The following is a 20,857-nucleotide window of genomic DNA, read 5'->3' as shown; positions in this document are numbered from 1 at the left end:
TGAGTCAGTCGATACGTTTTTCAAAGCGATGAATCTGTTCAAGGGTAACTGCCGCTGCCGATTCGTGCTCACTGACTCGTCGATACCATGACAATGTTTCCTTGATTGTTTCTTCAAAGTTCCAAACGTTCCTCCAACCCAGCATGTGATTTGCCTTGTCAGCTACAAGACTAAGCAACTTAGCCTCATGCGGATTGTTGTTGGATGAGCAGTCTTTCCAACTACCCTTCCAGTGGTTGGTCATCGCATCGGCGAGTTCCGCAACGGTTCGGTTTGATTCGTTAGGAGGGCCGAAGTTAAATCCAGAGCAATAACCATCACAGTTTCCTGCGTCGCAAGATTCTAACTTCGCGGCCAATCGAAGGTAGCCATGCAGTGGCTCTAGGACATGTTGCCATGGCCTTCGTGACAACGGGTTTCTCACCGATATCGGCTGATCGGCGGTGATTGCGCGGATACAGTCGGGGACAATCCGGTCGACAGCATAATCTCCACCACCGATGACGTTTCCCGCTCGACCACTTGCAACGCGAATCCGTTTCTCGGAAAAAAAAGCCTGTTGATACGATGACGTTGCCAGCTCAGCCATTGCTTTACTGCAACTGTAGGGATCGATACCACCTAACGGATCATTTTCGCGGTAGCCATACATCCATTCTTTGTTCTGGTAGCACTTATCCGACGTCACCATCACGGCACTGCAGGCACTATCGTACGAACGCAAAGCCTCCAACACATTTACCGTGCCCATCGCATTAACGTTGAAGGTCTCAACGGGTTCATCGTAAGAACGACGAACTAGTGATTGAGCGGCTAAGTGAAAAACAAAGTCAGGGCGAAAGTCATGAATAGAAGCAGCCAAGCGGTCCGCATCGCGGATATCCCCGCGAACAGATTCGATGTCCTTATCGAGATCTAGTTGAGGATACAACGAAGGTTGAGATGGGGGATCAAGAGAATAGCCTTTGATCGTGGCTCCACATTCTCTCAGCCACGCTGAAAGCCAAGCACCTTTGAAGCCCGTATGCCCCGTAAGGAATACTCGCTTGCCGTTGTAGGTCTGTCGTATCATGTTAGCGTCTCACCAAACTTTCCATGGTGCGTCGCCTGAAGACCAGAGTTCGTTGAGGTGTTGGTACTCGCGGTAAGTATCCATTGCGAAGAAGAAGCCATCATGACGATAGGCCACCAATTCATTTTCCTTCGCTAAACGCTCGAGCGGTTCGCGTTCGAAAATACAATCGTCGCCATCAATCAAGTCGAGGACACGACGGTCGAGGACGAAGAAACCACAACTTGACCACGAATCACTTTGAGGTTTTTCGACAAACCGATTGACCATACCATCGGTGCGAAGATCGAGTTCACCGAATCGAGACATGGGACGTGTCGTACTGATCGTCGCCAACTTCCCATGCGATCGATGAAAAGCCACGAGCTTCTCGATGTTGATATCCGCAACACCGTCGCCGTAGGTCAACATGAAGGTGTCTTCGTCGATATAACGAGAGGCACGAAGCACGCGACCGCCCGTCATCGTAGGCAACCCCGTGTCAGCCAGAGTCACGGATATCGATTGTTCGCTGTGCTCACCGTGAAATTCGATCTCCTGCTCTTGACCGAGCGACAACGTAAAGTCGTTGTTCATTGCTTGATACTTCAGGAAATAGTCCTTGATCATTTGACCGCGGTAGCCAAGGCACAGCACAAAGTGATGGAACTCGAAGCGGGCGTACATCTTCATGATGTGCCACAGAATCGGTCGGCCGCCAATTTCAACCATCGGTTTGGGCCGGTACTCCGTCTCTTCACGAAGCCGCGTTCCTTGCCCGCCACAAAGAATCATGGTCTTCACGTATGGATGCTCCGTTGAGAGATGTTCATTCTTGACATCTCCATTGTAACTGCTGGCGATTCCAGCAGTAACCCAAGCGGCAGCACCCCCCTCAGATAGATGCCCAGTGGCCAAGGACCAATCATTGGCGTTTCAACTTGGCCGCGATTGGTTGCCTAGATCAGCGGCGGTTGTTGAGCAACAGCATCACGTAGTAGACCAAGGTCAGTACCGCTTGTAGCGTGGCGGCAACATAGGTCAACGCAGCAGCATTGAGGACTTTACTGATGTATTGCTCTTCGTTTCCGGCGATCATTCCTTGGGCCACGAGTTCACGCTTTGCTCGCGCACTTGCGTCGAACTCAACAGGAAGATTTACCAGTTGGAAAAACACCACAGCCGCGAACAAAATGACTCCGGCCCAAGCGACGGACGTCAATCCGAAACCTAATCCGGCCATCAGTAGAATCATGCCTGTGCCCGATCCAAAGTTAGCGGCTGGAACTGCAGCGTTTCGAATCATTAGCGGCGCGTAGTTATGGGCGTCCTGAAACGCATGTCCCGCTTCGTGGCAAGCTACGCCTAAGGCTGCCATGGATCGACCTGAATAAACGTCTGGACTTAAACGCAGCACTTTTGCACGCGGGTCATAGTGGTCACTCAGTTGACCAGGAACCTGTTCGATGCCGACCGAACTGAGGCCTCCATGATCAAGCATTTGCCGGGCAGCCTGGGCTCCGGACATTCGGGCCGGTATTTGGCTCATCTTCGAGAATGCGGATTTCACCTTCCATTGCGCGTAAAAGCCGAGCAACATGGGAGGAATCAGCAGTAAAAAGTACAAACCCATTTCAATTCCTAGCAACTATTTTGAACGCCAAAATGGCAGAACAGAGTCAAATCCAACTAAGTCTACGCAACTGCTGGGCCATTTGACCGAATTCGATTTCAAGAATTTTTCATCATGGCACGACCTAAAGCCTGTCTAATCTCTCTATTTCTGCGCAGGCATGACTCGCGGAATCAAGTTGGCTTGTCGCGAGCCAATTGGACTTGGTCAAGCTCAAGTTTACAGTGCTCTCAATCCACAAGTTCAACAGTCGATTCCATCGAAAGCACTAGCGAGAGATACGCTTGCAAGTTGATGGACGACAGGTCGGTCCAGCCGGGTGAGGTTGATTGATTGAAGCAACACGCAACGCCTTATGCAGCGGGCGGTGGTGCAATTCGTCTCACGAGGTCGTCATCTCGAAAGGACGTTCATCCGTCAAGAGTAGCAGGCGGTTGTTTTGAGGTTTCCATTCTTAGCGGCTCTCGTTCCGATCGGCTATCGCCGCTTCAACACTCACCGAAATCTTGCGAAAGCAGTGAGTTTCCCCATCGCTCAGGCTCTTGTGTCATAATCGTAACTCTCCCTCGCTCGTGAAATCGGGCTCTGTTGAGCCCGTGGCAATCCAGCAAGTGCTGTCGCTATCCCAGATGCTCTGGTGTGACCTGTTGTTTGGTTGTGATCGAGAAGAGGCTTAGCGGTTGAGGTGATTCGCAATACTTACGAAAGGATTTGTGTATTGTGCGTATGTTTCTTGTTTGCACTTTTTGATGGTTGTGACTCTTATGCTTCGTTCGTTGTTGCTTGTTGGTGTTCTGTTGATAGCCGGTTCGGCGAGTGCCGCCCGTCCCAATTTCATAATTATCTTCTGTGACGATCTAGGTTATGGTGACTTAAGTTGTTATGGACATCCAACCATCAGCACGCCGCATCTTGATCGCATGGCAACGGAAGGAATGCGGGCCACTCAATTCTATGTTGCAGCAAGTGTTTGCACGCCGAGTCGGGCGGGGCTACTGACCGGTCGCTATCCGATCCGTTCAGGCATGTGGGGCAACCGTCGCGTTCTCTTTCCCGACTCGATTGGCGGACTGCCCGATCACGAAGTCACCATTGCGGAAACGCTTCAGGGGGCAGGATACAAAACGGCGATGGTGGGCAAATGGCACCTCGGACATCGCAAGGAGTTCTTGCCGACAAACCACGGGTTCGACTCTTACTATGGAATTCCGTATAGCAATGACATGGACAGGGTTGGGACGACTGACCCCCAGAAAAAGGGGCGCCAAGTTTTTCTTGATCCTGATTGGAATGACTTTCATGTTCCCTTGATGGAAGGAACGGTCAAAGAAGGTTGCCGCGAGATCGAGCGGCCTGCCAACCAATCAACCATTACCCGTCGCTACACCGAGCGGACCATCGAGCTAATCGATTCCATGGATAGCGAAGTACCGTTCTTTCTTTATCTCGCTCACTCGTTGCCACATGTGCCCCTGTTTCGCAGCGATGAGTTTGCCGGGCATTCACAATCGGGATTGTACGGGGATGTGATTGAAGAGATCGACGATGGTGTTGGGCGAATACTACAAACGCTTCGCGATCGCGACTTGGCCGAAAATACATTGGTCGTGTTTACGAGCGACAATGGTCCTTGGCTAACGTTTGCCGACCACGGTGGGTCGGCTGGTCCGTTGCGAAACGGCAAGGGAACGACTTTCGATGGCGGCATGCGAGTGCCAGGGATATTTTGGATGCCCGGCACCGTGCCAGCGAATCGGATCGACTCGGGGGTGACCAGTACTTTGGATCTGTTGCCGACGTTTGCGGCAATGGCCGGTGCAACGCTTCCTGGTAATTTGTCGCTTGATGGATACGATCAATCGGCGTGGTTGAAAGGCGAAGATAAGTCGGCTCGCGATTCGATGTTCTTTTATCGCGACAACCGATTGATGGCGATTCGCTACAAGAACCACAAAGCGCACTTCATTACTCAGGACAGTTATGTGCCTGGTGCGAGTGCACCTCATTTCCATGATCCGCCGCTGTTGTACGACTTGTCAACGGACTTGCGCGAACAGCACGATCTTTCGAAACGCCAACCGGCTGTGCTAGAGCAAATCCGCAAAGTCCGGCAGGATCATGAGGCTGCGATGGTTCCAGCCGAAAGCATTCTCGATATGAAATAATCGAGGGCGATTGCAGTTAGTCTCGAGATGAAGGCGTGATGGAAAGCTCGAGAGATTCTTCCCCACGCCGTACCTTGATGGTGACTTCTTCACCGATCTTCAGGGCTTCAATGGCATACGTGTAATCGTAGATGTCCTCGATCGTCTTTCCAGCAACCTCGATGATGACGTCGCCGCCTTTGATGCCTGCTTTGGCAGCGGGACCTTCTCCTGCAACACCACTGAGTTTTAGCCCCTTGATGTCGCCCGCCGCATAATCGGGGATCGTTCCAAGGTACGCCGTTAAGCGAGCGCGTGGAACGTTTTCATCACTGGCTTCACCCTGTTCAAGTTTGAAGACGGGAGATTCCTTTGCGATGAGGAATCCGCGAGTCAGTAATCCAAAAAGCTTGGCTATGTCGGCCACGCCTTCGTAATTTAGTTTGTCCGGAGTGTCACGAGGTGTGTGGTAGTCTTCGTGAGCACCCGTGAATCCCGACAATATGGGGACCTCGCGGCTAACAAAGGCCGAAGCGTCAGTCGGCAATCTTGTGCTCGTCTTGTCGAGTTCAAGTTCCAACCCAATTGGAACATTGCGGCGATTGACTTCGCCAGCGAACCCGGGTGACGATCCAATTCCCTGCACAATCAATTTCTCGCGAAGTCTTCCTACCATGTCGAGGTTCAAGTAAACCGCGACCGCGGGAGTCAGTGGTTTTGCATCAGTGGACATTCCATGAGCCGCAGCGATCGCTTCTGCTTGTTCGTCGATCTCTGCTTGGGGAGCATTCGGATAGAGTTCGTAGAAGCGATCTACGAAGGCTTGCGATCCGAACAATCCGAGTTCCTCGCCGCTCCAACCTGCGACAATCAAGTCTCGTTCCGCGCTGATCCGCCCGGCGTTCTTTTCCGACGCAACGTATTGAGCGATCTCGAGCATGGCTGCCACTCCCGATGCATTGTCATCGGCACCCATGTGAATCGAATCGCGTTCGTCTTCGCGGGCGAGCGAATTGCTGCTTCCGCCGCGACCCAAGTGGTCGACGTGAGCACCCAGCATCACAACTGGCTTATCGATAGATGGCGCGTCTCCGGCGGGCAAACGAGCAATCACGTTTCGTCCCACGCCACGATTGCGTTTGATCTGAATTTCACCGGATAGCTTGAGTTCGGTTAATGGAAAACCCATCATCAACGAACCATCATCAAGCTTGGTTTGCAAGTCTTTTAAGGTCTGTTCCGATCCCTCTAGCATCTTTTCGGCTATTGCATTGGTGACCGAAATCGCTGCGAGGCTGGTTCCGGCATCGGAGGCTCCTTTATCGAAACGAATCAGTTGTTCTTTGACTTTGCTGTTAGGTCCGGCAACGAAGATGATCCCTTTCGCACCCATGTCGCGAGCGATCGTAGCCTTTCGTCGTGGTGATCCGTAGCGTGCCATCTTTTGACGAACTTCGGGTGTGATGTCTTGAGGTAGATCGCGAAACACCAACACCCATTGTTCAGCAACATTTAGGTGCACGTAGCTGTCATATTCATCGACGCCTTCACTAGCAGGAACCTGCATCCCGTAGCCAGCGAACACAATCCCAGTGGGATCAATCTTTCCATCCACCGAGAAAGCAATAGGACGCCAATCATGATCCAACTTTAATGACTGTTCACCCAACGAAAGCGAGTTCGAATCTCCCAACACCGATCCGGCGGGGAATTCGAAGTTTTGAAAGTACGTTCCGTTTTCACCTGCAGGTAAAAAACCAAGGCTCTCTAGGTAAGCTGCTACGTATCCAGTAGCTCGTTTCTCACCAGGCGTTCCGGTAAGCCGTCCACCCAGGTCAGGACGGGTGAGGTAATCAACGTGCCGCATCACGTCGGTGGGTGCGAACTCGGGCTTCGACGATTGGGCTGAAGCGATTGCCGCTTCGCGATCTTCTGTTCGGGTATCGTCGCTGTTGGTTAGGCCGAGCTTTTCTAGAGCCGCTTCATGGTTCCAATCTGCCATGTAGATTTGCGATTGCTTCTTTTCATTTCGATTCGATGTCCATGACAGGTGTGTGCCATCGGGTAGAAATACCGGCAGCCCGTCAAAGCCGTCGGTGTAGGTCACTCGAACCGGTTCGCCTTGGCCGTCAGCCCTGACAAGATAGAGCTCGAAGTTAGCGAAGCCATGTTTGTTGGTTGTAAAGATTAGGTACTCACCGCTAGGGTGAAAGTACGGAGCCCAACTCATCGCGCCAATGTCGGTTAGACGAGTCACATCGGTGCCATCGGTTTTCATCGAATACACTTCCGCGGTGGCACCATTTTCAGCAAATCGCCGCCAACAAATGCGAGATCCATCAGCGGAGAAAAACGGTCCGCCGTCGTAGCCCGGTTCATCGGTTAAGCGTCGAACGTCACTGCCATCGGCGTTCATGATGTAGAGATCAATCATGAATGCCGGGTCAACTTCAAAGAGTTTCTTCTCGCGGTCAGTAAGTTCGCGTGAATAGGCTTCTCGGTTGGATGCGAACACGATCTGTTTGCCATCAGGACTGTAGCTGGCTTCAGCGTCGTAGCCTCGCGCGTTGGTCAAACGGGTCAGCGAACCATCGGCCATATCTTTCGCGTAGAGTTCGAAAGACGGATCGTAGTCCCAAGCGTATCGTCGTTGCTTGCCCGATTCGCGTAGCTCGATTTCTTCGTTTTGCTTAGCGATCGCTTCGGTGTCTTCGTGGGTGCTGGCGAACAAAATGCGATCCCCTGACGGATGGATCCATGCGCACGTCGTTTTGCCGTCGCCGGTGGACACGCGTTCGATGTCACCGGTTTGCAGGTCAGAAAGATAGATCTGATAAAACGGGTTCGCTGCATCGCGTTCGCTTTGGAACACCATTCGGTTTCCATCGCTACTGAAATAGCCTTCACCCGCCCTCCGGCCTTCAAACGTGATTTGCCGTCGCTTGCTAATCAGCTCGCTTTCTTGCGATTGGGCCAGAATAGCGGCTTCTTGTTTGGACTTTTCAGCCGCAACGTCGGGACTATCGCCTCGCAATAGCGACATGCTTGCGATTGAAAGCAGGATCAGTCCAGCAGTGCGAATAATCATCTTCGGTCCATCAGAATCGGAATGGGAGGCAGAATCGGAATGGGAGGGCGAGACAGTAGCTCATTGATTCTATCGGATGGGCCAAGTTTTTCCGATGTCAGGTCGGGGGCGAAAGCCCGTGAGCACCACGTAAGCAAATCAGGCCCTCGCTCCAGCGGGCAAATAGCTCTTTGCGTTCGGCTTCCTGATTGAACACTCGAATGGTGTTGATGTTGTGGCGAATGTCGTCGCGCACCAGTCCAAATAGTTCGTCATAGACGGGGTCCGGCTCTGGAGCATCGTCATCAACTTCTAAGCGGACGCGAGCCGTTGCTTCAAAGCGAAATACTTGAAGCCAGCCGGGTCGCTGAACGGCAACACAGCGAACGTTCTTTAGCTTCGCTGTTTGACCAAAGTATCCGTTTTCGCTGAGTGAGCGACGGATCGCCATCTCCATTTCTCGATCGCCACACCAGTCGTTCCAGCGTTCTTGCAGGTGCTTTAGAAAAGACAACATAGGACGGCATCGGTTGAAGGAAAGCAATCAGTCGTTGACTTATTATCGCTCCAAGGCAAACCGCGTCCCTAAGATCTGTCACACTCAAAGCCTAAAGAGCTAAGTCGAAGTCACCGGTTAGGTCACGATAGACGCAGTGAATGTGATTGGCTGGATTACCCATTGCATCGGGCTGCGTGTTGATGAACTCAATCAAGAAGCTCTTACCGCGAACTCGGTAGTAGTGACCAATGCCTGGCTTCTTTGCCCCGGCCCATGCGAAATGCACGTTGTTCCAACCATCGCTTTCGATGATCTTGCGGCGGTCATCTGCGGCGCTATCGGCAACTGCGCCAACATAGACTTCGATCAAATCCTTCAAGGTTTTCTGCTGGTCTTTATCGAGTTGGTCAAACGGGATGCCTTCTGGATCGCCGACGCTCGGTTGCGCTTCACCGGCAAACCGAATCTCTTGAGGTGCTGTTTCGTCGATGACGGCAGTTGCCAATTGAGATTCAGTCAGCGATTGCACAATCTTGAACGCATACTCTTCTTCGTCACGTAAGACACGTGTTCCTTTACCGAGCACCGTTTCACCTTCCGGCGCGACCACATCATTCATGATGATCGCAGGATTCGTTGCGAAGAACTGCGGTGTACTGTCAACGATATTGCCGTCGCGACATACGAAGTTGAGCGAAAGGTGGTGACCTTCGAAGCTGAGACCCCAAACGCCCTGGTTTGATGGGGTACCAAACACGGTGACATAGTAGAGGTTGTGATCGCGTGGCCATGTGCGTCCTTCACCTTCGAGGATACGCAGCGTGCGCTCGAGTGTCATGATCTTGTTGGTTTTGTCGTAGCCGGCTTCGCTAAGTGCGGCTCGAACGAGTCGAAGTGCAGCGGTGCGTTGAGCATCATCCATCTCGCCAAGGGTGAGGCCCTTGCGGTCCTTCATCGGGATGAAGTGCCAGCCGACTCGCTTAGGTGAATCGTAGGGCATCGTCGCTTTGGCGGATTGAGTCTCATCTAGCGAAGCTAAGAAGTTTTCCGCAAACGTCTGCATTTGCACCGCCGGTGGGTCGCTGACCTTCATGGCAACAGCAACGAGGCAGGCGAGAGCTAATCCAGCGGGCAGCAAATAACGGAATGAGGTAGGCATCTTGGTCGGTGGGCTAAGGGTTATAGGCGGGGCAGGCGTCAGGCCTGAATCGCAAATCTTATCCCAGCATACCTAAAAACGTCTAGCCAAACCTGACTTCTTCGGTTGGTGGCACGCCAGAATCTGTGCGGGCCGCGTAGAGCTTCAATTTCTGCAAGATTGCGAGGGACGCAAAGGCAGGGTTGGTGGTCGAGTAACGCTTCCACAAACGACCAGGTTCGCGAGTGAGCCGAAAGAACCATTCCAAGCCGTTTCTTTGCATCCAAGCTGGGGCTTGCTCAAGCATGCCAGCATGGAATGCGAATGCGGCACCGACGGCAATCAAGGGCATTCGAACACGATCTCGCATCTCATAAGCGAAGACCTCCTGTCGCGGGCAGCCCAGTCCAACGAAACACATGCCGGCGCCACTGGCGTTAATCTCGGCAGCCAGTTCATCGCGTTCTTGCTCGTTGAGCGTGCGGAACCGCGACGCCTTGCGACCCGCTATCTTCAATCCAGGGAACTTCTCACAAAGACGTTCAGCAAACTGGTCGAGCATTTCTTCGGTGGCACCAAATAAATACACCGGAACATCGTCCTCTTTGGCGGCCGCTTCACACAGCCGCAACGTCAGTTCGGGGCCATAAACTCGATCATTCAAATCGCAACCATGCAATCGGTTGAGAGCCCATCGGACGGGCTGGCCATCAGGGCAAACAAGGTCGAACTGGTTAAGGCGATACTTATGCGCTTTGTCACTAACGCCAGTCATAACACCGTGAACGGCGAGCGCGGTCACGGCCATCGGAGATCGCGAGCGGCCTGCTTCGATCACTTTGGCGACGGCTGCTTCGTAATCGATCGCATTGACGCCGATGCCTAAGACATTTCGTTTGCCAAGATCTAACATGATATTTCACTTAATTTGGCCAGGACATTACTGGCTCAGGTACTTCATTGGAAGGAAGGTGACTGGGCGAGTTGGCCCGTTGAAGTTGCGATGTTGTTTCCGGTGGCACGAGAGTGGCCAAGTTGTGCGGCATCGGGGTCAACCGCCGGGTCAAATGTGCGTAGCGCATCGATCATGCAACGGACATCAAACTGTGTTGAATAAAGTTCCAGTGCCCAACGAACAATCGCCAACTTGTCTCGGCGCTGCATTTTCATGCCAGGGAAGTAAGCCAAGTCGCTGTCGTCTTCGCGACCCATGAAGTCGGGAGGATGCAACAGTAGCGACGGTGCCGTGCCGGTGACTTTGCATAGCCAAAGCGCCGTGCGAAAATAAGACTTTGCTGCCAACGTCGAAAAGCTGGCTAAAAAGGTAAAGTAGCTGAAGTGAATTGGAGTGCGAGTAAACGGCATCACGGTTACCGGCATTTCCCACAAGCTATGACCGGCAATGTTTCGTTCGAACGGATGGTTGGGATGGCGAAGTGAATCGAACCCGCCGTAAAGCTTCTTGGCTCTTTCCTTTTCTGCACCCTGCAGATCGGTTTTCATCAGAAACACCGCGCGAGCGATCGGCGCAATCGAGGTCGGGAAAATCGAGGCGTCGTAAACGTAATCATTTCGAGAAAGAACACTCAAGACTTCGTCCGGGCAACTAAAGCCTGGACCGCGAAACCCAAGCGGTCGACGTCCCGTGACTTCACGAATCCGAGCATCGGTGACCTCGATCTCGTCAGCGATTTCCGATGATTCCATGGTATGCATCCATGGCAAATGATTGAGCGAATGATTGGCTGGTTCCCAGCGAGGCATGCGATCAAACGATTTGATGGCAACGCAGTCCTCGTCTTCTACTAGGTCGCGTCCCACCGTGAACACGGTGAGCGGTAAGTTGAGTTCCCCGAGCATCTCAACAATCCGATCGATGACGATCGGAAGGTAACCCGGGCGTGTTTGCCAATCTGGATTTCCCGCGGCTCGCAGGTAGGCCCACTTGTTGTCCAAGTCCATTGATAGACTTGCAACCGATCGAGATTGAGACTTCGCGGTAGGGGACGCATTGTTCACGCTTGCGTCTCGGTTTGGGGTGACTTTTGGTGATGCAATACGCTTTGTATCGCCCTGATCCCACCCGAAGCGGCCCAGTCTGGTGTTCGCTGATCAACCGATTGGCGACACGTGTATCGCATGCATGCGATCGCGTCATCAGATTCGCTGAAGTAACTCTCCAATGCCAATGCTAGTGATCCGTCTTGCATCGGATCATAAGTCCAGCCGTTCTTTCCCGATTGAATCAGCGTCGTCACGGCTTGGGAGTGAATACTGCCAATGACGGGGACTCCTGCATGCAGGGCTTCATTGACAACTAGCATCCATTCGTCAGCAAGCGTCGGTGCAATCATGGCGCCACATCTAAGCATCCAGACTGCTAGATCGTTGGCGGGCACGTTGCCAAGTACTTTGACCTTGAGGTTAGGAAGATCATGACCATCGCCAGCAGCGAAAGATTCAAGCTTGCCTCTTAATGGTCCGTCACCCGCGAAAATAACTTCGATCTGTCGGTGTGAACGCCTTCGGCAATAATCTTCGAGTTGGGTTAGTAGTCGGCAAACGCCTTTGCGCTCGTTCAGTTGGCCGACGACGAGTAGTCGATAGCGAGAGCTTTCTTCGTCGCGTTCCACAGGTCCGTCATAAATTGTTCGGTCGTCTGCCGCGTAAGGCAGATGAAAGAGGCGCTTGCTTGGAACACCGAATTCACTCAAGTATTCCCTGCACGATGGACCGTTGTACGTGACCGCGTCAGCCGACTTGAGCAGTTGTTTGCGAAGTTGGCGGCGCAGGAGTCCGCGTCCCTGTTCGGTTCGTTGGCTCATGTAGGTGCATAAGACAAGTTTCGATTCGGGGTGTCGGCGGCAATACATCGCCGCCCCCGCGGATCGGGCACCTAATTCAAGAGACATCACTACATCTGGTTTCAATTCCCGTAGGCGTGACATCGTGTCGTACGGGAAGTGGACGTAGAGCTGATCGTCGAAACCAGCGGTCCGATGTCGCCATCGTCGGCGAAACGTCCAAGAGTTTTGAACCGTCACGTTTAGACCGGACCAGTCCGGTTGAAAATCACGGTTAGGTTCTATGGGGGTGCTAAGCAGGATTTGAAAATCACGCACACGCCTAGCAATCGACTGCAATACCCGAACTTGGTACAGCGGGATGTAGTGCGTCAAAAAGACAACGCGTGCATCAATGATTGCATGCGACTCGTGTTGAGTCGATCGCAAGTGCTGCTGCTCAGTCAACGTCACGTTTTACTCGCTCCCGCGACCGGTCATGGGAACCACGACCGTCTTGGCAATCAAGCGTAAGTCTTCCAATATGCTAACTTGCTCGAGGTAACGCAGGTCCAATCGCATCCAATCGTCGAACGTTTCGACCTTGTCCTTTTCCACCTGCCAATAGCAAGTCATTCCTGGACGCACGTCTAACCGGCGTCGGTGCCATGGCACGCAGGCGCGGCTTTCGTGCCACGGAAGTGGACGAGGACCTACCAATGACATATCACCAATCAAGACATTCCAAAGCTGTGGAAGTTCGTCGATACAAGTCTTGCGAAGAAACTGCCCAACTTTGGTGACTCGCGGGTCGTGTGAAATCTTGAATGCCGGTCCATCACGGTGGCTTTGCGAACGCAGTTCCGCCTGTGAGGCTTCCGCGTTGATCACCATCGTGCGCAACTTGAAGATCGTGAACGGCTTTCCGCGAAGTCCTTCTCGGGTTTGCGTGAATATCGGCGACCCACCGTCCTGGCGACGAATCGCGTACATAGCCGCCAGCACCACGGGACCGGTAAGGATCAAGCCGACACTGGCGCCGACAATGTCGAGCGTCCGTTTAGCGGCCATTCGAATTGCCGGTCGACCCACGATCGGATCTTCCGTCGTAACTTCCACTTCACCCGCAACGGGTAACCATCGCGAGTTTTGGTCATCGCCACGCCGGCGTCCCGAGGCGACGAGATCTTCGTCGAAACTGCTCATGCCATCGCCAGGCGAGTCCTGGTCTTCATCAGGACTGAAGCCATCCGGGTCATGGACCTTAAGCTTCATTGTGATTTGCAGGCCGTGCTTGTGAGCCAACTGGGTCAATCGATCCATTACGGATCGTCCACCCATCTCCGGTGTATCAACTAGTAGGATTCCATAGCGGTCCTTGCCGATAAACCCTTTTTGGTCGGTCATGCGCAGGTTGCGATGCAGCATTCGAACCAACATGCGACTGCGACGTTTACGGTGCTGAGTTCCGTCAAGTTCCAACATGATGACGCAAAACGGGAACGAACGACGAGTCGCTCGAATTCGCTCTCTTGCGACTTCGCGATTGAACTGCGTTGCTGTTAACAGCAACGGGTCGCGGTAGCTGAGCCGAGGTAATCGCTCAGCCCAATCGGTGATCAATGCTCCTAGCACGTCTCGTTAAACCTTTTTCACCCTCTCCGCACAAAACCCTTTGCGACGGAACGGATACTGTAATGAATGGACCATCATCTTGAGGGTCAATGGTGTAATACAAAGCTGCAAATGAATTGGTCAACACATCTATCGGGTGCGTCGGCAGTCATCAATTATTCCTGCGACCAAAGCGTGTTCACCCTGGTGAACTTGCATTGGCCATCAACAATCACTGATTTCTACCTTGGCATAGACACCCACTCGTCTTGTTTCTTTTCGCCTTTAACAACTGGTCCAGGCTTACTCGAGGAATGCACGGTCAAATCGTGCCTCGCTTGATCAGCTTGGGCAAATTCTCGTTCAGCACTAGTGAGTGCATCGCGGTTCGTTCTCTTAGGTGGAGTGACGAAATAGTCATTGTCGTCCTCGCCGTAATGACGAGCTCGTTGTTCCGGTGCGGTGGAAACCTCTTGGGCGTCTCTGGTGGCAATCGGGTTGTCGCGGATGAGAGCCTGAAGCACGCCAATGCAGAACCCAAGCATCATGCCGACAACGCCAAGTGCTAAGCGAGGTGGTCCAACCTTCTTGAGGTTAAGCGAAGCGTTTTGGATCACCGATACGTCGGACATCTCTTGCTTGTCCAATTCATGGGTCACGCGAGATGATTCCAAGCTTTTGGCGTGAGCTAAGAAGTTTTCTTCGGCGATGTCGGCCGTCCAGCTGAGTTCTGCCAACTTGATGGCATCTTCGTTGAGACGCCGCAGGTCAGCCTTAGCTTGTTCCATGCTCGCCTGCAGTGATTCCAGTCGGCTTTTCAGTCCAGCGTTTTCGGCGAACGCGGTTTGGAATTCTGATTCAAGCTTGATTCGAATCGGGTTGAGTGCTTCGGTCGTTTGCTCTCGCTCGTCGCCAGCGGCGTCGACGATTTGGTTTCCTTGGTTGATCTTCTGTTGCAGAATTTTATAGCGAGGGTGGTTGGAAGTTACCTTGGACAGCTTTTCGCCATCTTCCATCTGGGCTTCGTACAGATAGGTTCGCATTCCAAACGCAGCCTCGTTTGCAACACGGCTAACTTCCATCGGCACCCATTCTTGAACTTGAGCGAGCTGTTGTTTCAATGCGGCGGTGCGGCTTTGCGACTCGGCGTAGCTGCTTTCAGCTTGGTCGAGCGCCAATTCCAATTCGATGATTCGTTCGCCGAGTGCCTTTTCGGACGACTCCGAACTGAGCCAGCCCATTTGACCACGAGCTTCCTGCAGAGCCTTTCTGGCATTCAACGCGGCGCTCTGGCTAGCCTTGGTTTGCTTTTCGAAGAAATCGAGTGAGCCGTTGGAACGGTGGGCTTCAACATGGTAGGCGCCGTATTCGTCCATGAACGCTTGAACGATTTGTTGGGCCAAAAGAGGATCGCTGCCCTTTGCCGTCACCGAGACTGTGTAGCTGTCTTTAGGAACGTTGATTGAGACGGACTTCAGTACCTTCTTGACGGCCTCTTCGTGAGCAATTTGATGTTCGTACTTAATGCGTTCGTCGTTCTCTTCCACATCGGCCGACGATTCGTTTGCGATTCGAGTCAGGCGTTCGACCCAATTGCGAGGGTGATTGATGGCTCGTGCACCAACGGTACGTACGACCCGGTCGGCAATCTCGCGGCTGTTGAGCATCTGCGAGATCGACATCACTTCCGACGTGCGACTCTCCTGCAAAGAAACCGAACGGGTAGGCTCGGTCGTCGGATCGATCGAAACGGCACCCCGTCCAAGGCGAACGTAGAACATTCCATCGCTGGAATATTGATTGGGCCAAGCAACTAAGATCGCTGCGACCGCGATGGCAACCAATAACGTCGTGACAAGCACGCTCGGCAAGCGTCGAGATACTGATCGAATCAGATCGGCCGGGGTAAGGGTGGCCCAAGATTCAGATGATCTCGAATCTCCCGTTCGATTTTCACGCGAAGGTCGCGGTTGGCTAGATTGGTCGTTGCGATCCATGACTTAACTCGTTCTGGATGAAATGTTCAGCGACGGGAGCACGACCTAAACCGCCTAGGCTGTGCAAGAACCGTTTAGTCGCCCGATTGCTATGGAGAGCTTCCAAAGTAATCAGCGTGTCAGGAATTCGCATTGCTCCGCCTCAATCGCAGACCATTTTGTCAGTAAGTTGTAGTCTGGACGAGCGGCAAATTGGTGGGATTAGGAGGAATTTTCTGATTATGCACTACGGTGGCCCTGAGAGGCGTCTTAGCGGGGGAATGGACGGTATTAGGAATCACGGTGATGCGATGCAAGCCTGCAGTCACTAACTGTCCACTGACCTTGATCGGAGGCCACCCTGAAGGTTTGTTCGTAAGATTACCCCTGATTCTCGAGGCGCCGCAGGGGTAGGGTGTCATCCAGAATCCAACCGGTTCTACTGCATCTTGCGCCCTTGCTCATCCTTTCGTTTTGACCTGCTATCGAGGAAATTGTTTGTGAACCTGCATCGAATTCCAGAGCCCGCACCCATTGATGCTCGTGCTGATGCTGCGGCGTACCACGAAATGGACCATTCGTTGGTGAACCAGCAGTTCGTGGACGACTTGTTTAAAAATGGAAAGGTTGGACCACGGGTGATGGACATTGGATGTGGTCCGGCTGACATCCCCATCCGCATTGGCAAACGTCTTTCCGAATCGGAGTACGGATATGCGGCCGCACCCTGGCAGATCATGGCGATCGACAACGAAGTCGAAATGCTCGAAATCGCAAAGATGGAAATTGAGATTGCGGGTTTGGCCGATCGAATCACGCTTCAGTTCGGGGACGTAACCGCCTTTGACATCTATGACGATGGGTTTGCTGACACCGTCGTTTCAAACACGCTCGTGCACCATTGTTCCGAACCAGCCCAGGCAATTGCTGAACTGGTGAGAGTTACCGCTCCGGGTGGGCGTATGTTTATTCGCGATCTGGTTCGGCCTTCAACGCATGAAGAAATTGAACGGTTGGTTGGTTTGCACGGCGAAGGCGAATCCGAATACGCTCAGCAGTTGCTTCGTCAATCATTGCTCGCGTCGTTATCGCTTCAAGAAACCGAGGAAATCATCAGGGGGCTTGGCGTGGAGGTTCACTGCGTTCAAATGACGTCGGATCGGCATTGGACGATTGATTGGAAACGACCGGAGTAGGCAATGCGGACCTATCTGCAATTATTGGACGAAGTACTTCACCACGGACTTGATCGCGACGACCGCACTGGTGTGGGCACGCGAGGTCTGTTTGGCCGGCAAATGCGGTTTGACCTTAGCGAAGGATTTCCTTTGCTGACGACGAAGAAGCTGCACGTTCGGTCGATCATTTACGAGTTGTTGTGGTTTCTTCGAGGAGACACCAACATCAAGTGGCTTAAAGAGAACGGAGTTTCGATTTGGGACGAGTGGGCCGACGAAGATGGTGAGCTTGGGCCTGTCTATGGCCGGCAATGGCGATCTTGGCAGTCACACAAGGCTGGCCAAACGATTGACCAGATCGCGTGGGTGCAGGACGAAATTCGCAAGAATCCGCAATCGCGCCGGTTAATCGTATCGGCGTGGAATGTTGCCGATGTGCCTGATATGGCGCTGCCACCTTGCCATCTGCTATTTCAGTTTTACGTGGCGGGGGATCGGCTTTCCTGTCAGCTCTATCAACGCAGTGCAGATATGTTCCTTGGCGTTCCCTTTAACATCGCCAGCTACGCGTTGCTGACGATGATGATGGCCAAGGTAACGGGACTCAAGCCAGGGGAGTTCGTTCATACCTTGGGCGACCTGCATCTATACCGCAATCATTTCGACCAAGCCAAAGAGCAGCTTTCGCGTCATCCGCGTCCATTGCCTCAGATCCAGATACGTTCGTCACCCGAGTCGATTGACCAGTTTCAGTTCGATGATTTTACGCTGGTTGATTACGACCCCCACCCTGCAATTAAAGCTCCGGTGGCGGTGTGAGTGACAAGGTGTCTTCAGTGGGGGCTTTGACTGCAATCGTGGCCATGACTCCGGCTGGGGTGATCGGGCTAAACGGTGATATGCCGTGGCGTTTGAGCAGTGATCTGCGGCGATTCAAGAAATTGACCCTCGGTGGCGTTTTGATCATGGGGCGGAAAACGTATGACTCAATTGGTCGTCCGCTCCCAGGTCGGCAAACGGTCGTCATCACTCGCCAGGACGAGTGGTCCGCTGACGGGGTGCATCGTGCTAAAAGTCCCGAAGAAGCCCTGGAGGTTGCCGCGGAACTGGCCGGATCAGCCAAGAACGGAGCGTATGTGGTGGGTGGAGCCGAGATTTACCGGCAGTTGATGCCTTCATGTGAAAAGGTATTCCTGACGCGAGTGCTTTCGCAGGTGCAGGGCGATACCCATTTGGATCTTGACCTCAGTGGCTTTGATATCGTCGAGCAGACCCGAATTCCGGCGTCGGACAGAGACGATGTGCCAACGGAATTCGTGAAACTTCGACGAAAAAAGAGTGTTCGGCACTGATCGGGACATTCTTCTGAGAATTCATTCCAATTCCTTGGTCGTTACCACTTGAGCAAAAAGGGGGCCGAGCGGTATATTCCGGGATTCTTGCCCAGAGCTTTGTGACTAGAAGCGAGCGTTTGGACAAGATTTTGGTTGAAAACCAGGCCTCACTTTGTCGGGGTGCTGATCCAACTGCGGCAATGGATCGTCGGTAAAGTCTCGAAAAACACATGGTTTTGCGAGTGCTTTCTCTCTGACGATTCCCTCCCGAAATGATTTTGACACTGATTGTCTACCTGTACACACTTCATTCCACCGTTTGAACTCGGAGTCTGGTTATGCCCCGTTTGATGGGCGTCGATATCCCAAACGACAAACAGATCCAATACTCACTAACTTATCTTTATGGGCTCGGACTACCGTCCGCTCGTGAAGTATGTGAGAAGTTGGGCATTGACCCAAAGCGACCTGCTTCCGACGTCAACGAAGACGAACTCGGTCGTATCGCTGCATTGCTCGAGCGTGACTACACGGTCGAAGGCCCGTTGCGTCGCCAAGTCGCACAGAACATTTCACGACTGCGAGAAATCAAGTCGTACCGTGGAATGCGTCACCGTGTTGGCTTGCCCGTTCGCGGACAACGCACCAAGACAAACTCACGTACCCGTAAAGGCCCGCGTAAAACCGTTGCCGGCAAGAAGGGCGTGAAGGATCTTCGCTAGTTCGAAGACCTCAATTGGCAACTCGTGGTGCCGTCACCGCGAGTTTCTGGACCTCACACACAATCACTATCCAACGAATTTGCAGAGAACTTTGCCGTGGCAAAGACCAACAAAAAGAAACGCGTCCGTCGCAACGTCTCCAGCGGCGTTGCTCACATTCACGCAACGTTCAATAACACGACCGTGACCATCACTGATCCCAAGGGCGATACGCTTTGCTGGGCCAGTGCTGGAACGAGCGGGTTCAAGGGTAGTCGTAAGAGCACCCCTTTCGCCGGTCAGTGTGCTGCACAGCAAGCTGCTGAAAAGGCTCAGAAATTCGGCATGCGTGATGTTGAAGTGAAGGTTAAGGGCCCAGGTTCGGGCCGCGAGAGTGCTATCACTTCGTTGCAGGCCGCTGGTTTGAATGTGAAGTTGATCGAGGAAGTAACCCCGATTCCTCACAACGGATGCCGCCCTCGTAAAAAGCGTCGCGTCTAATCGGCCGATGGTTTGCTCACTCATCGATTTCTCGTTGGGTGGCAGTGATGAAACTCAAACGGCAACTGCGGCCCGCACCGACGTTGCCGATTTTCGCAAGTGACCTTCCCGCTTCATTTGCACCCCCTACCAATAATCCTACAACATCTGTTCCCAGAACTGAGGTTTTATGACGATGCACATTCGTTGGCGAGGCATGGAACTTCCAAGCAATTTGGAAGTTGATCGTGATACCCTGACATCCAGCTACGGTAAGTTCACCGCTGAACCTTTCGAGCGCGGCTTTGGTGCAAGCGTTGGTAATAGTCTTCGTCGCGTGCTCTTGAGCAGCCTGATGGGAAGTGCCGTCACGCAGATCAAGATTCGCGGTGCTCAGCATGAATTCACCTCGATCCCGGGTGTCGTAGAAGACGTTACGCAGATCGTTTTGAACGTGAAGAGCCTTGTTGTGCGCAATCACAGCGAAGCGACTCGCGTGATCACGATCGAAAGCAACAAGGCCGGTGTCATCACCGGAGCCGACGTGCAAACCGATTCTGATGTTGAAGTCATCAACAAAGATCACGTCATTGCAACGCTGACCGCCGATGTGGATTTCATGGTCGAAATGGTCGTCGAGAACGGTCGCGGTTATGTGCCAAGCACCGAGCACAGCACCGTTGATCACGAAATCGGAATCATTCCAATCGACGCCGTGTTCAGTCCTATCACTCGAGTTCGATACGAAGTTGAAGAGACTCGAGTTGGTCAGAAGACGAACTACGACCGATTGAATTTAGAGATCTGGACCGACGGTAGCGTCAGCCCCGAGCTTTCACTTGTCGAAGCAGCGAAGATCCTTCGCAAGCACCTCAATCCTTTCGTGCAATACCGCGAGCTTGGACCGAGCATTTTCTCGGCCGCACGTGGCGGTGCCGGTTCGCCTGAGGCACAGCTTGAGGCGAAGTTGAACATGACGCTCGCTGACATGCGATTGTCGGTGCGTGCAAATAACTGTCTCGAAAGTGAGAACATTCAAACTGTGCGTGACTTGGTGCAACGCACCGAAGATTCGCTCTTGGAAGTTCGCAACTTCGGCGACACGACGCTCAATGAAGTCCGGGAAAAGCTTAGCCAGTACGGCTTGCACCTCGGAATGAGAGTTCCTAACCAGCCAATGTTTTAATTTGGCAACCGACGTATTTGAACGTCGGTTCCTTAACTTCGATCAGACTGTTGATCGAATTTTCAGTAACAAC

18 protein-coding genes are annotated in these 20,857 nt (G+C 52.9%); 7 read left to right on the top strand and 11 right to left on the bottom strand.

Annotated elements, in window-relative coordinates; genetic code table 11:
- Nucleotides 1-4: 4 nt before the first annotated feature.
- The 3 genes from rfbG to Pla22_RS00680 form a co-directional block, all read right to left on the bottom strand.
- On the bottom strand, nucleotides 5-1,072 hold the full coding sequence (gene rfbG, locus Pla22_RS00690) for a CDP-glucose 4,6-dehydratase (RefSeq protein WP_146512874.1): 1,068 nt from the start codon (nucleotides 1,070-1,072) through the stop codon (nucleotides 5-7).
- A gap of 9 nt (nucleotides 1,073-1,081) precedes the next feature.
- On the bottom strand, nucleotides 1,082-1,846 hold the full coding sequence (gene rfbF / locus Pla22_RS00685; protein ID WP_315854178.1) for a glucose-1-phosphate cytidylyltransferase: 765 nt from the start codon (nucleotides 1,844-1,846) through the stop codon (nucleotides 1,082-1,084).
- Between the two features lie 169 nt (nucleotides 1,847-2,015).
- Complete coding sequence (locus Pla22_RS00680) at nucleotides 2,016-2,684, bottom strand: zinc metallopeptidase (RefSeq protein ID WP_146512872.1); 669 nt, start codon at nucleotides 2,682-2,684, stop codon at nucleotides 2,016-2,018.
- Nucleotides 2,685-3,433: 749 nt separating this feature from the next.
- On the opposite strand from Pla22_RS00680, the gene Pla22_RS00675 reads away from it, so the two are divergent.
- Nucleotides 3,434-4,849 (top strand): sulfatase family protein, encoded by a 1,416-nt coding sequence (locus Pla22_RS00675; RefSeq protein WP_146512871.1) that lies wholly within the window; start codon nucleotides 3,434-3,436, stop codon nucleotides 4,847-4,849.
- A 16-nt stretch (nucleotides 4,850-4,865) separates the two neighbouring features.
- Here Pla22_RS00675 and Pla22_RS00670 read toward each other — a convergent pair whose 3' ends face one another.
- The 8 genes from Pla22_RS00670 to Pla22_RS00635 all read right to left on the bottom strand — a co-directional run bounded on the left by Pla22_RS00670 (nucleotide 4,866) and on the right by Pla22_RS00635 (nucleotide 15,926).
- Nucleotides 4,866-7,916 (bottom strand): M28 family peptidase, encoded by a 3,051-nt coding sequence (locus Pla22_RS00670; protein WP_207310279.1) that lies wholly within the window; start codon nucleotides 7,914-7,916, stop codon nucleotides 4,866-4,868.
- 97 nt (nucleotides 7,917-8,013) lie between these two features.
- Nucleotides 8,014-8,412, bottom strand: coding sequence for a hypothetical protein (locus Pla22_RS00665; RefSeq protein ID WP_146512870.1), 399 nt, complete (start codon nucleotides 8,410-8,412; stop codon nucleotides 8,014-8,016).
- Nucleotides 8,413-8,503: 91 nt separating this feature from the next.
- Nucleotides 8,504-9,553: a DUF3500 domain-containing protein gene (locus Pla22_RS00660; protein ID WP_207310278.1), complete on the bottom strand. Its 1,050-nt coding sequence runs from the start codon at nucleotides 9,551-9,553 to the stop codon at nucleotides 8,504-8,506.
- A gap of 82 nt (nucleotides 9,554-9,635) precedes the next feature.
- Nucleotides 9,636-10,445 carry a WecB/TagA/CpsF family glycosyltransferase gene (locus Pla22_RS00655; protein ID WP_146512869.1) on the bottom strand — a complete coding sequence of 270 codons (810 nt, stop codon included), beginning with the start codon at nucleotides 10,443-10,445 and terminating at the stop codon, nucleotides 9,636-9,638.
- A 44-nt stretch (nucleotides 10,446-10,489) separates the two neighbouring features.
- Nucleotides 10,490-11,551 (bottom strand): polysaccharide deacetylase family protein, encoded by a 1,062-nt coding sequence (locus Pla22_RS00650; protein WP_242631714.1) that lies wholly within the window; start codon nucleotides 11,549-11,551, stop codon nucleotides 10,490-10,492.
- Nucleotides 11,548-12,789 (bottom strand): glycosyltransferase family 4 protein, encoded by a 1,242-nt coding sequence (locus Pla22_RS00645; protein ID WP_242631713.1) that lies wholly within the window; start codon nucleotides 12,787-12,789, stop codon nucleotides 11,548-11,550. Before Pla22_RS00645 ends, Pla22_RS00650 begins: the two co-directional genes overlap by 4 nt.
- Nucleotides 12,790-12,792: 3 nt before the next feature.
- The gene (locus Pla22_RS00640; RefSeq protein WP_242631712.1) at nucleotides 12,793-13,950 is read right to left on the bottom strand and encodes a sugar transferase; all 1,158 of its coding nucleotides are present in this window, start codon (nucleotides 13,948-13,950) and stop codon (nucleotides 12,793-12,795) included.
- 221 nt (nucleotides 13,951-14,171) lie between these two features.
- Nucleotides 14,172-15,926, bottom strand: coding sequence for a GumC family protein (locus Pla22_RS00635; RefSeq protein ID WP_146512868.1), 1,755 nt, complete (start codon nucleotides 15,924-15,926; stop codon nucleotides 14,172-14,174).
- 479 nt (nucleotides 15,927-16,405) lie between these two features.
- On the opposite strand from Pla22_RS00635, the gene Pla22_RS00630 reads away from it, so the two are divergent.
- From Pla22_RS00630 to Pla22_RS00605, 6 genes are all read left to right on the top strand, one after another.
- The gene (locus Pla22_RS00630) at nucleotides 16,406-17,101 is read left to right on the top strand and encodes a class I SAM-dependent methyltransferase (RefSeq protein ID WP_242631711.1); all 696 of its coding nucleotides are present in this window, start codon (nucleotides 16,406-16,408) and stop codon (nucleotides 17,099-17,101) included.
- A 3-nt stretch (nucleotides 17,102-17,104) separates the two neighbouring features.
- Nucleotides 17,105-17,902 carry a thymidylate synthase gene (locus Pla22_RS00625; protein ID WP_146512867.1) on the top strand — a complete coding sequence of 266 codons (798 nt, stop codon included), beginning with the start codon at nucleotides 17,105-17,107 and terminating at the stop codon, nucleotides 17,900-17,902.
- Between the two features lie 38 nt (nucleotides 17,903-17,940).
- The gene (locus Pla22_RS00620) at nucleotides 17,941-18,435 is read left to right on the top strand and encodes a dihydrofolate reductase (RefSeq protein WP_261343131.1); all 495 of its coding nucleotides are present in this window, start codon (nucleotides 17,941-17,943) and stop codon (nucleotides 18,433-18,435) included.
- A 332-nt stretch (nucleotides 18,436-18,767) separates the two neighbouring features.
- The gene (rpsM, locus tag Pla22_RS00615; protein ID WP_146515141.1) at nucleotides 18,768-19,139 is read left to right on the top strand and encodes a 30S ribosomal protein S13; all 372 of its coding nucleotides are present in this window, start codon (nucleotides 18,768-18,770) and stop codon (nucleotides 19,137-19,139) included.
- 96 nt (nucleotides 19,140-19,235) lie between these two features.
- A complete protein-coding gene (gene rpsK / locus Pla22_RS00610; protein WP_146512866.1) occupies nucleotides 19,236-19,619 on the top strand; it encodes a 30S ribosomal protein S11 in 384 nt (127 codons plus the stop codon).
- A gap of 169 nt (nucleotides 19,620-19,788) precedes the next feature.
- Nucleotides 19,789-20,784 carry a DNA-directed RNA polymerase subunit alpha gene (locus Pla22_RS00605; protein WP_146512865.1) on the top strand — a complete coding sequence of 332 codons (996 nt, stop codon included), beginning with the start codon at nucleotides 19,789-19,791 and terminating at the stop codon, nucleotides 20,782-20,784.
- Nucleotides 20,785-20,857 lie beyond the last annotated feature (73 nt).

Source organism: Rubripirellula amarantea, assembly GCF_007859865.1.
Lineage (GTDB): Bacteria > Planctomycetota > Planctomycetia > Pirellulales > Pirellulaceae > Rubripirellula > Rubripirellula amarantea.
The sequence above is the reverse complement of the archived record's forward strand: the minus strand, read 5'-3'. Positions and strand labels throughout refer to the sequence as shown.

Bases quoted from the DNA above. Each gene is read 5' to 3' on its own strand.
- rfbG (WP_146512874.1), bottom strand. From the start codon at position 1,072: ATGATACGACAGACCTACAACGGCAAGCGAGTATTCCTTACGGGGCAT.
- rfbF (WP_315854178.1), bottom strand. From the start codon at position 1,846: ATGATTCTTTGTGGCGGGCAAGGAACGCGGCTTCGTGAAGAGACGGAG.
- Pla22_RS00680 (WP_146512872.1), bottom strand. From the start codon at position 2,684: ATGGGTTTGTACTTTTTACTGCTGATTCCTCCCATGTTGCTCGGCTTT.
- Pla22_RS00675 (WP_146512871.1), top strand. From the start codon at position 3,434: ATGGTTGTGACTCTTATGCTTCGTTCGTTGTTGCTTGTTGGTGTTCTG.
- Pla22_RS00670 (WP_207310279.1), bottom strand. From the start codon at position 7,916: ATGATTATTCGCACTGCTGGACTGATCCTGCTTTCAATCGCAAGCATG.
- Pla22_RS00665 (WP_146512870.1), bottom strand. From the start codon at position 8,412: ATGTTGTCTTTTCTAAAGCACCTGCAAGAACGCTGGAACGACTGGTGT.
- Pla22_RS00660 (WP_207310278.1), bottom strand. From the start codon at position 9,553: ATGCCTACCTCATTCCGTTATTTGCTGCCCGCTGGATTAGCTCTCGCC.
- Pla22_RS00655 (WP_146512869.1), bottom strand. From the start codon at position 10,445: ATGTTAGATCTTGGCAAACGAAATGTCTTAGGCATCGGCGTCAATGCG.
- Pla22_RS00635 (WP_146512868.1), bottom strand. From the start codon at position 15,926: ATGGATCGCAACGACCAATCTAGCCAACCGCGACCTTCGCGTGAAAAT.
- Pla22_RS00625 (WP_146512867.1), top strand. From the start codon at position 17,105: ATGCGGACCTATCTGCAATTATTGGACGAAGTACTTCACCACGGACTT.
- rpsM (WP_146515141.1), top strand. From the start codon at position 18,768: ATGGGCGTCGATATCCCAAACGACAAACAGATCCAATACTCACTAACT.
- Pla22_RS00605 (WP_146512865.1), top strand. From the start codon at position 19,789: ATGACGATGCACATTCGTTGGCGAGGCATGGAACTTCCAAGCAATTTG.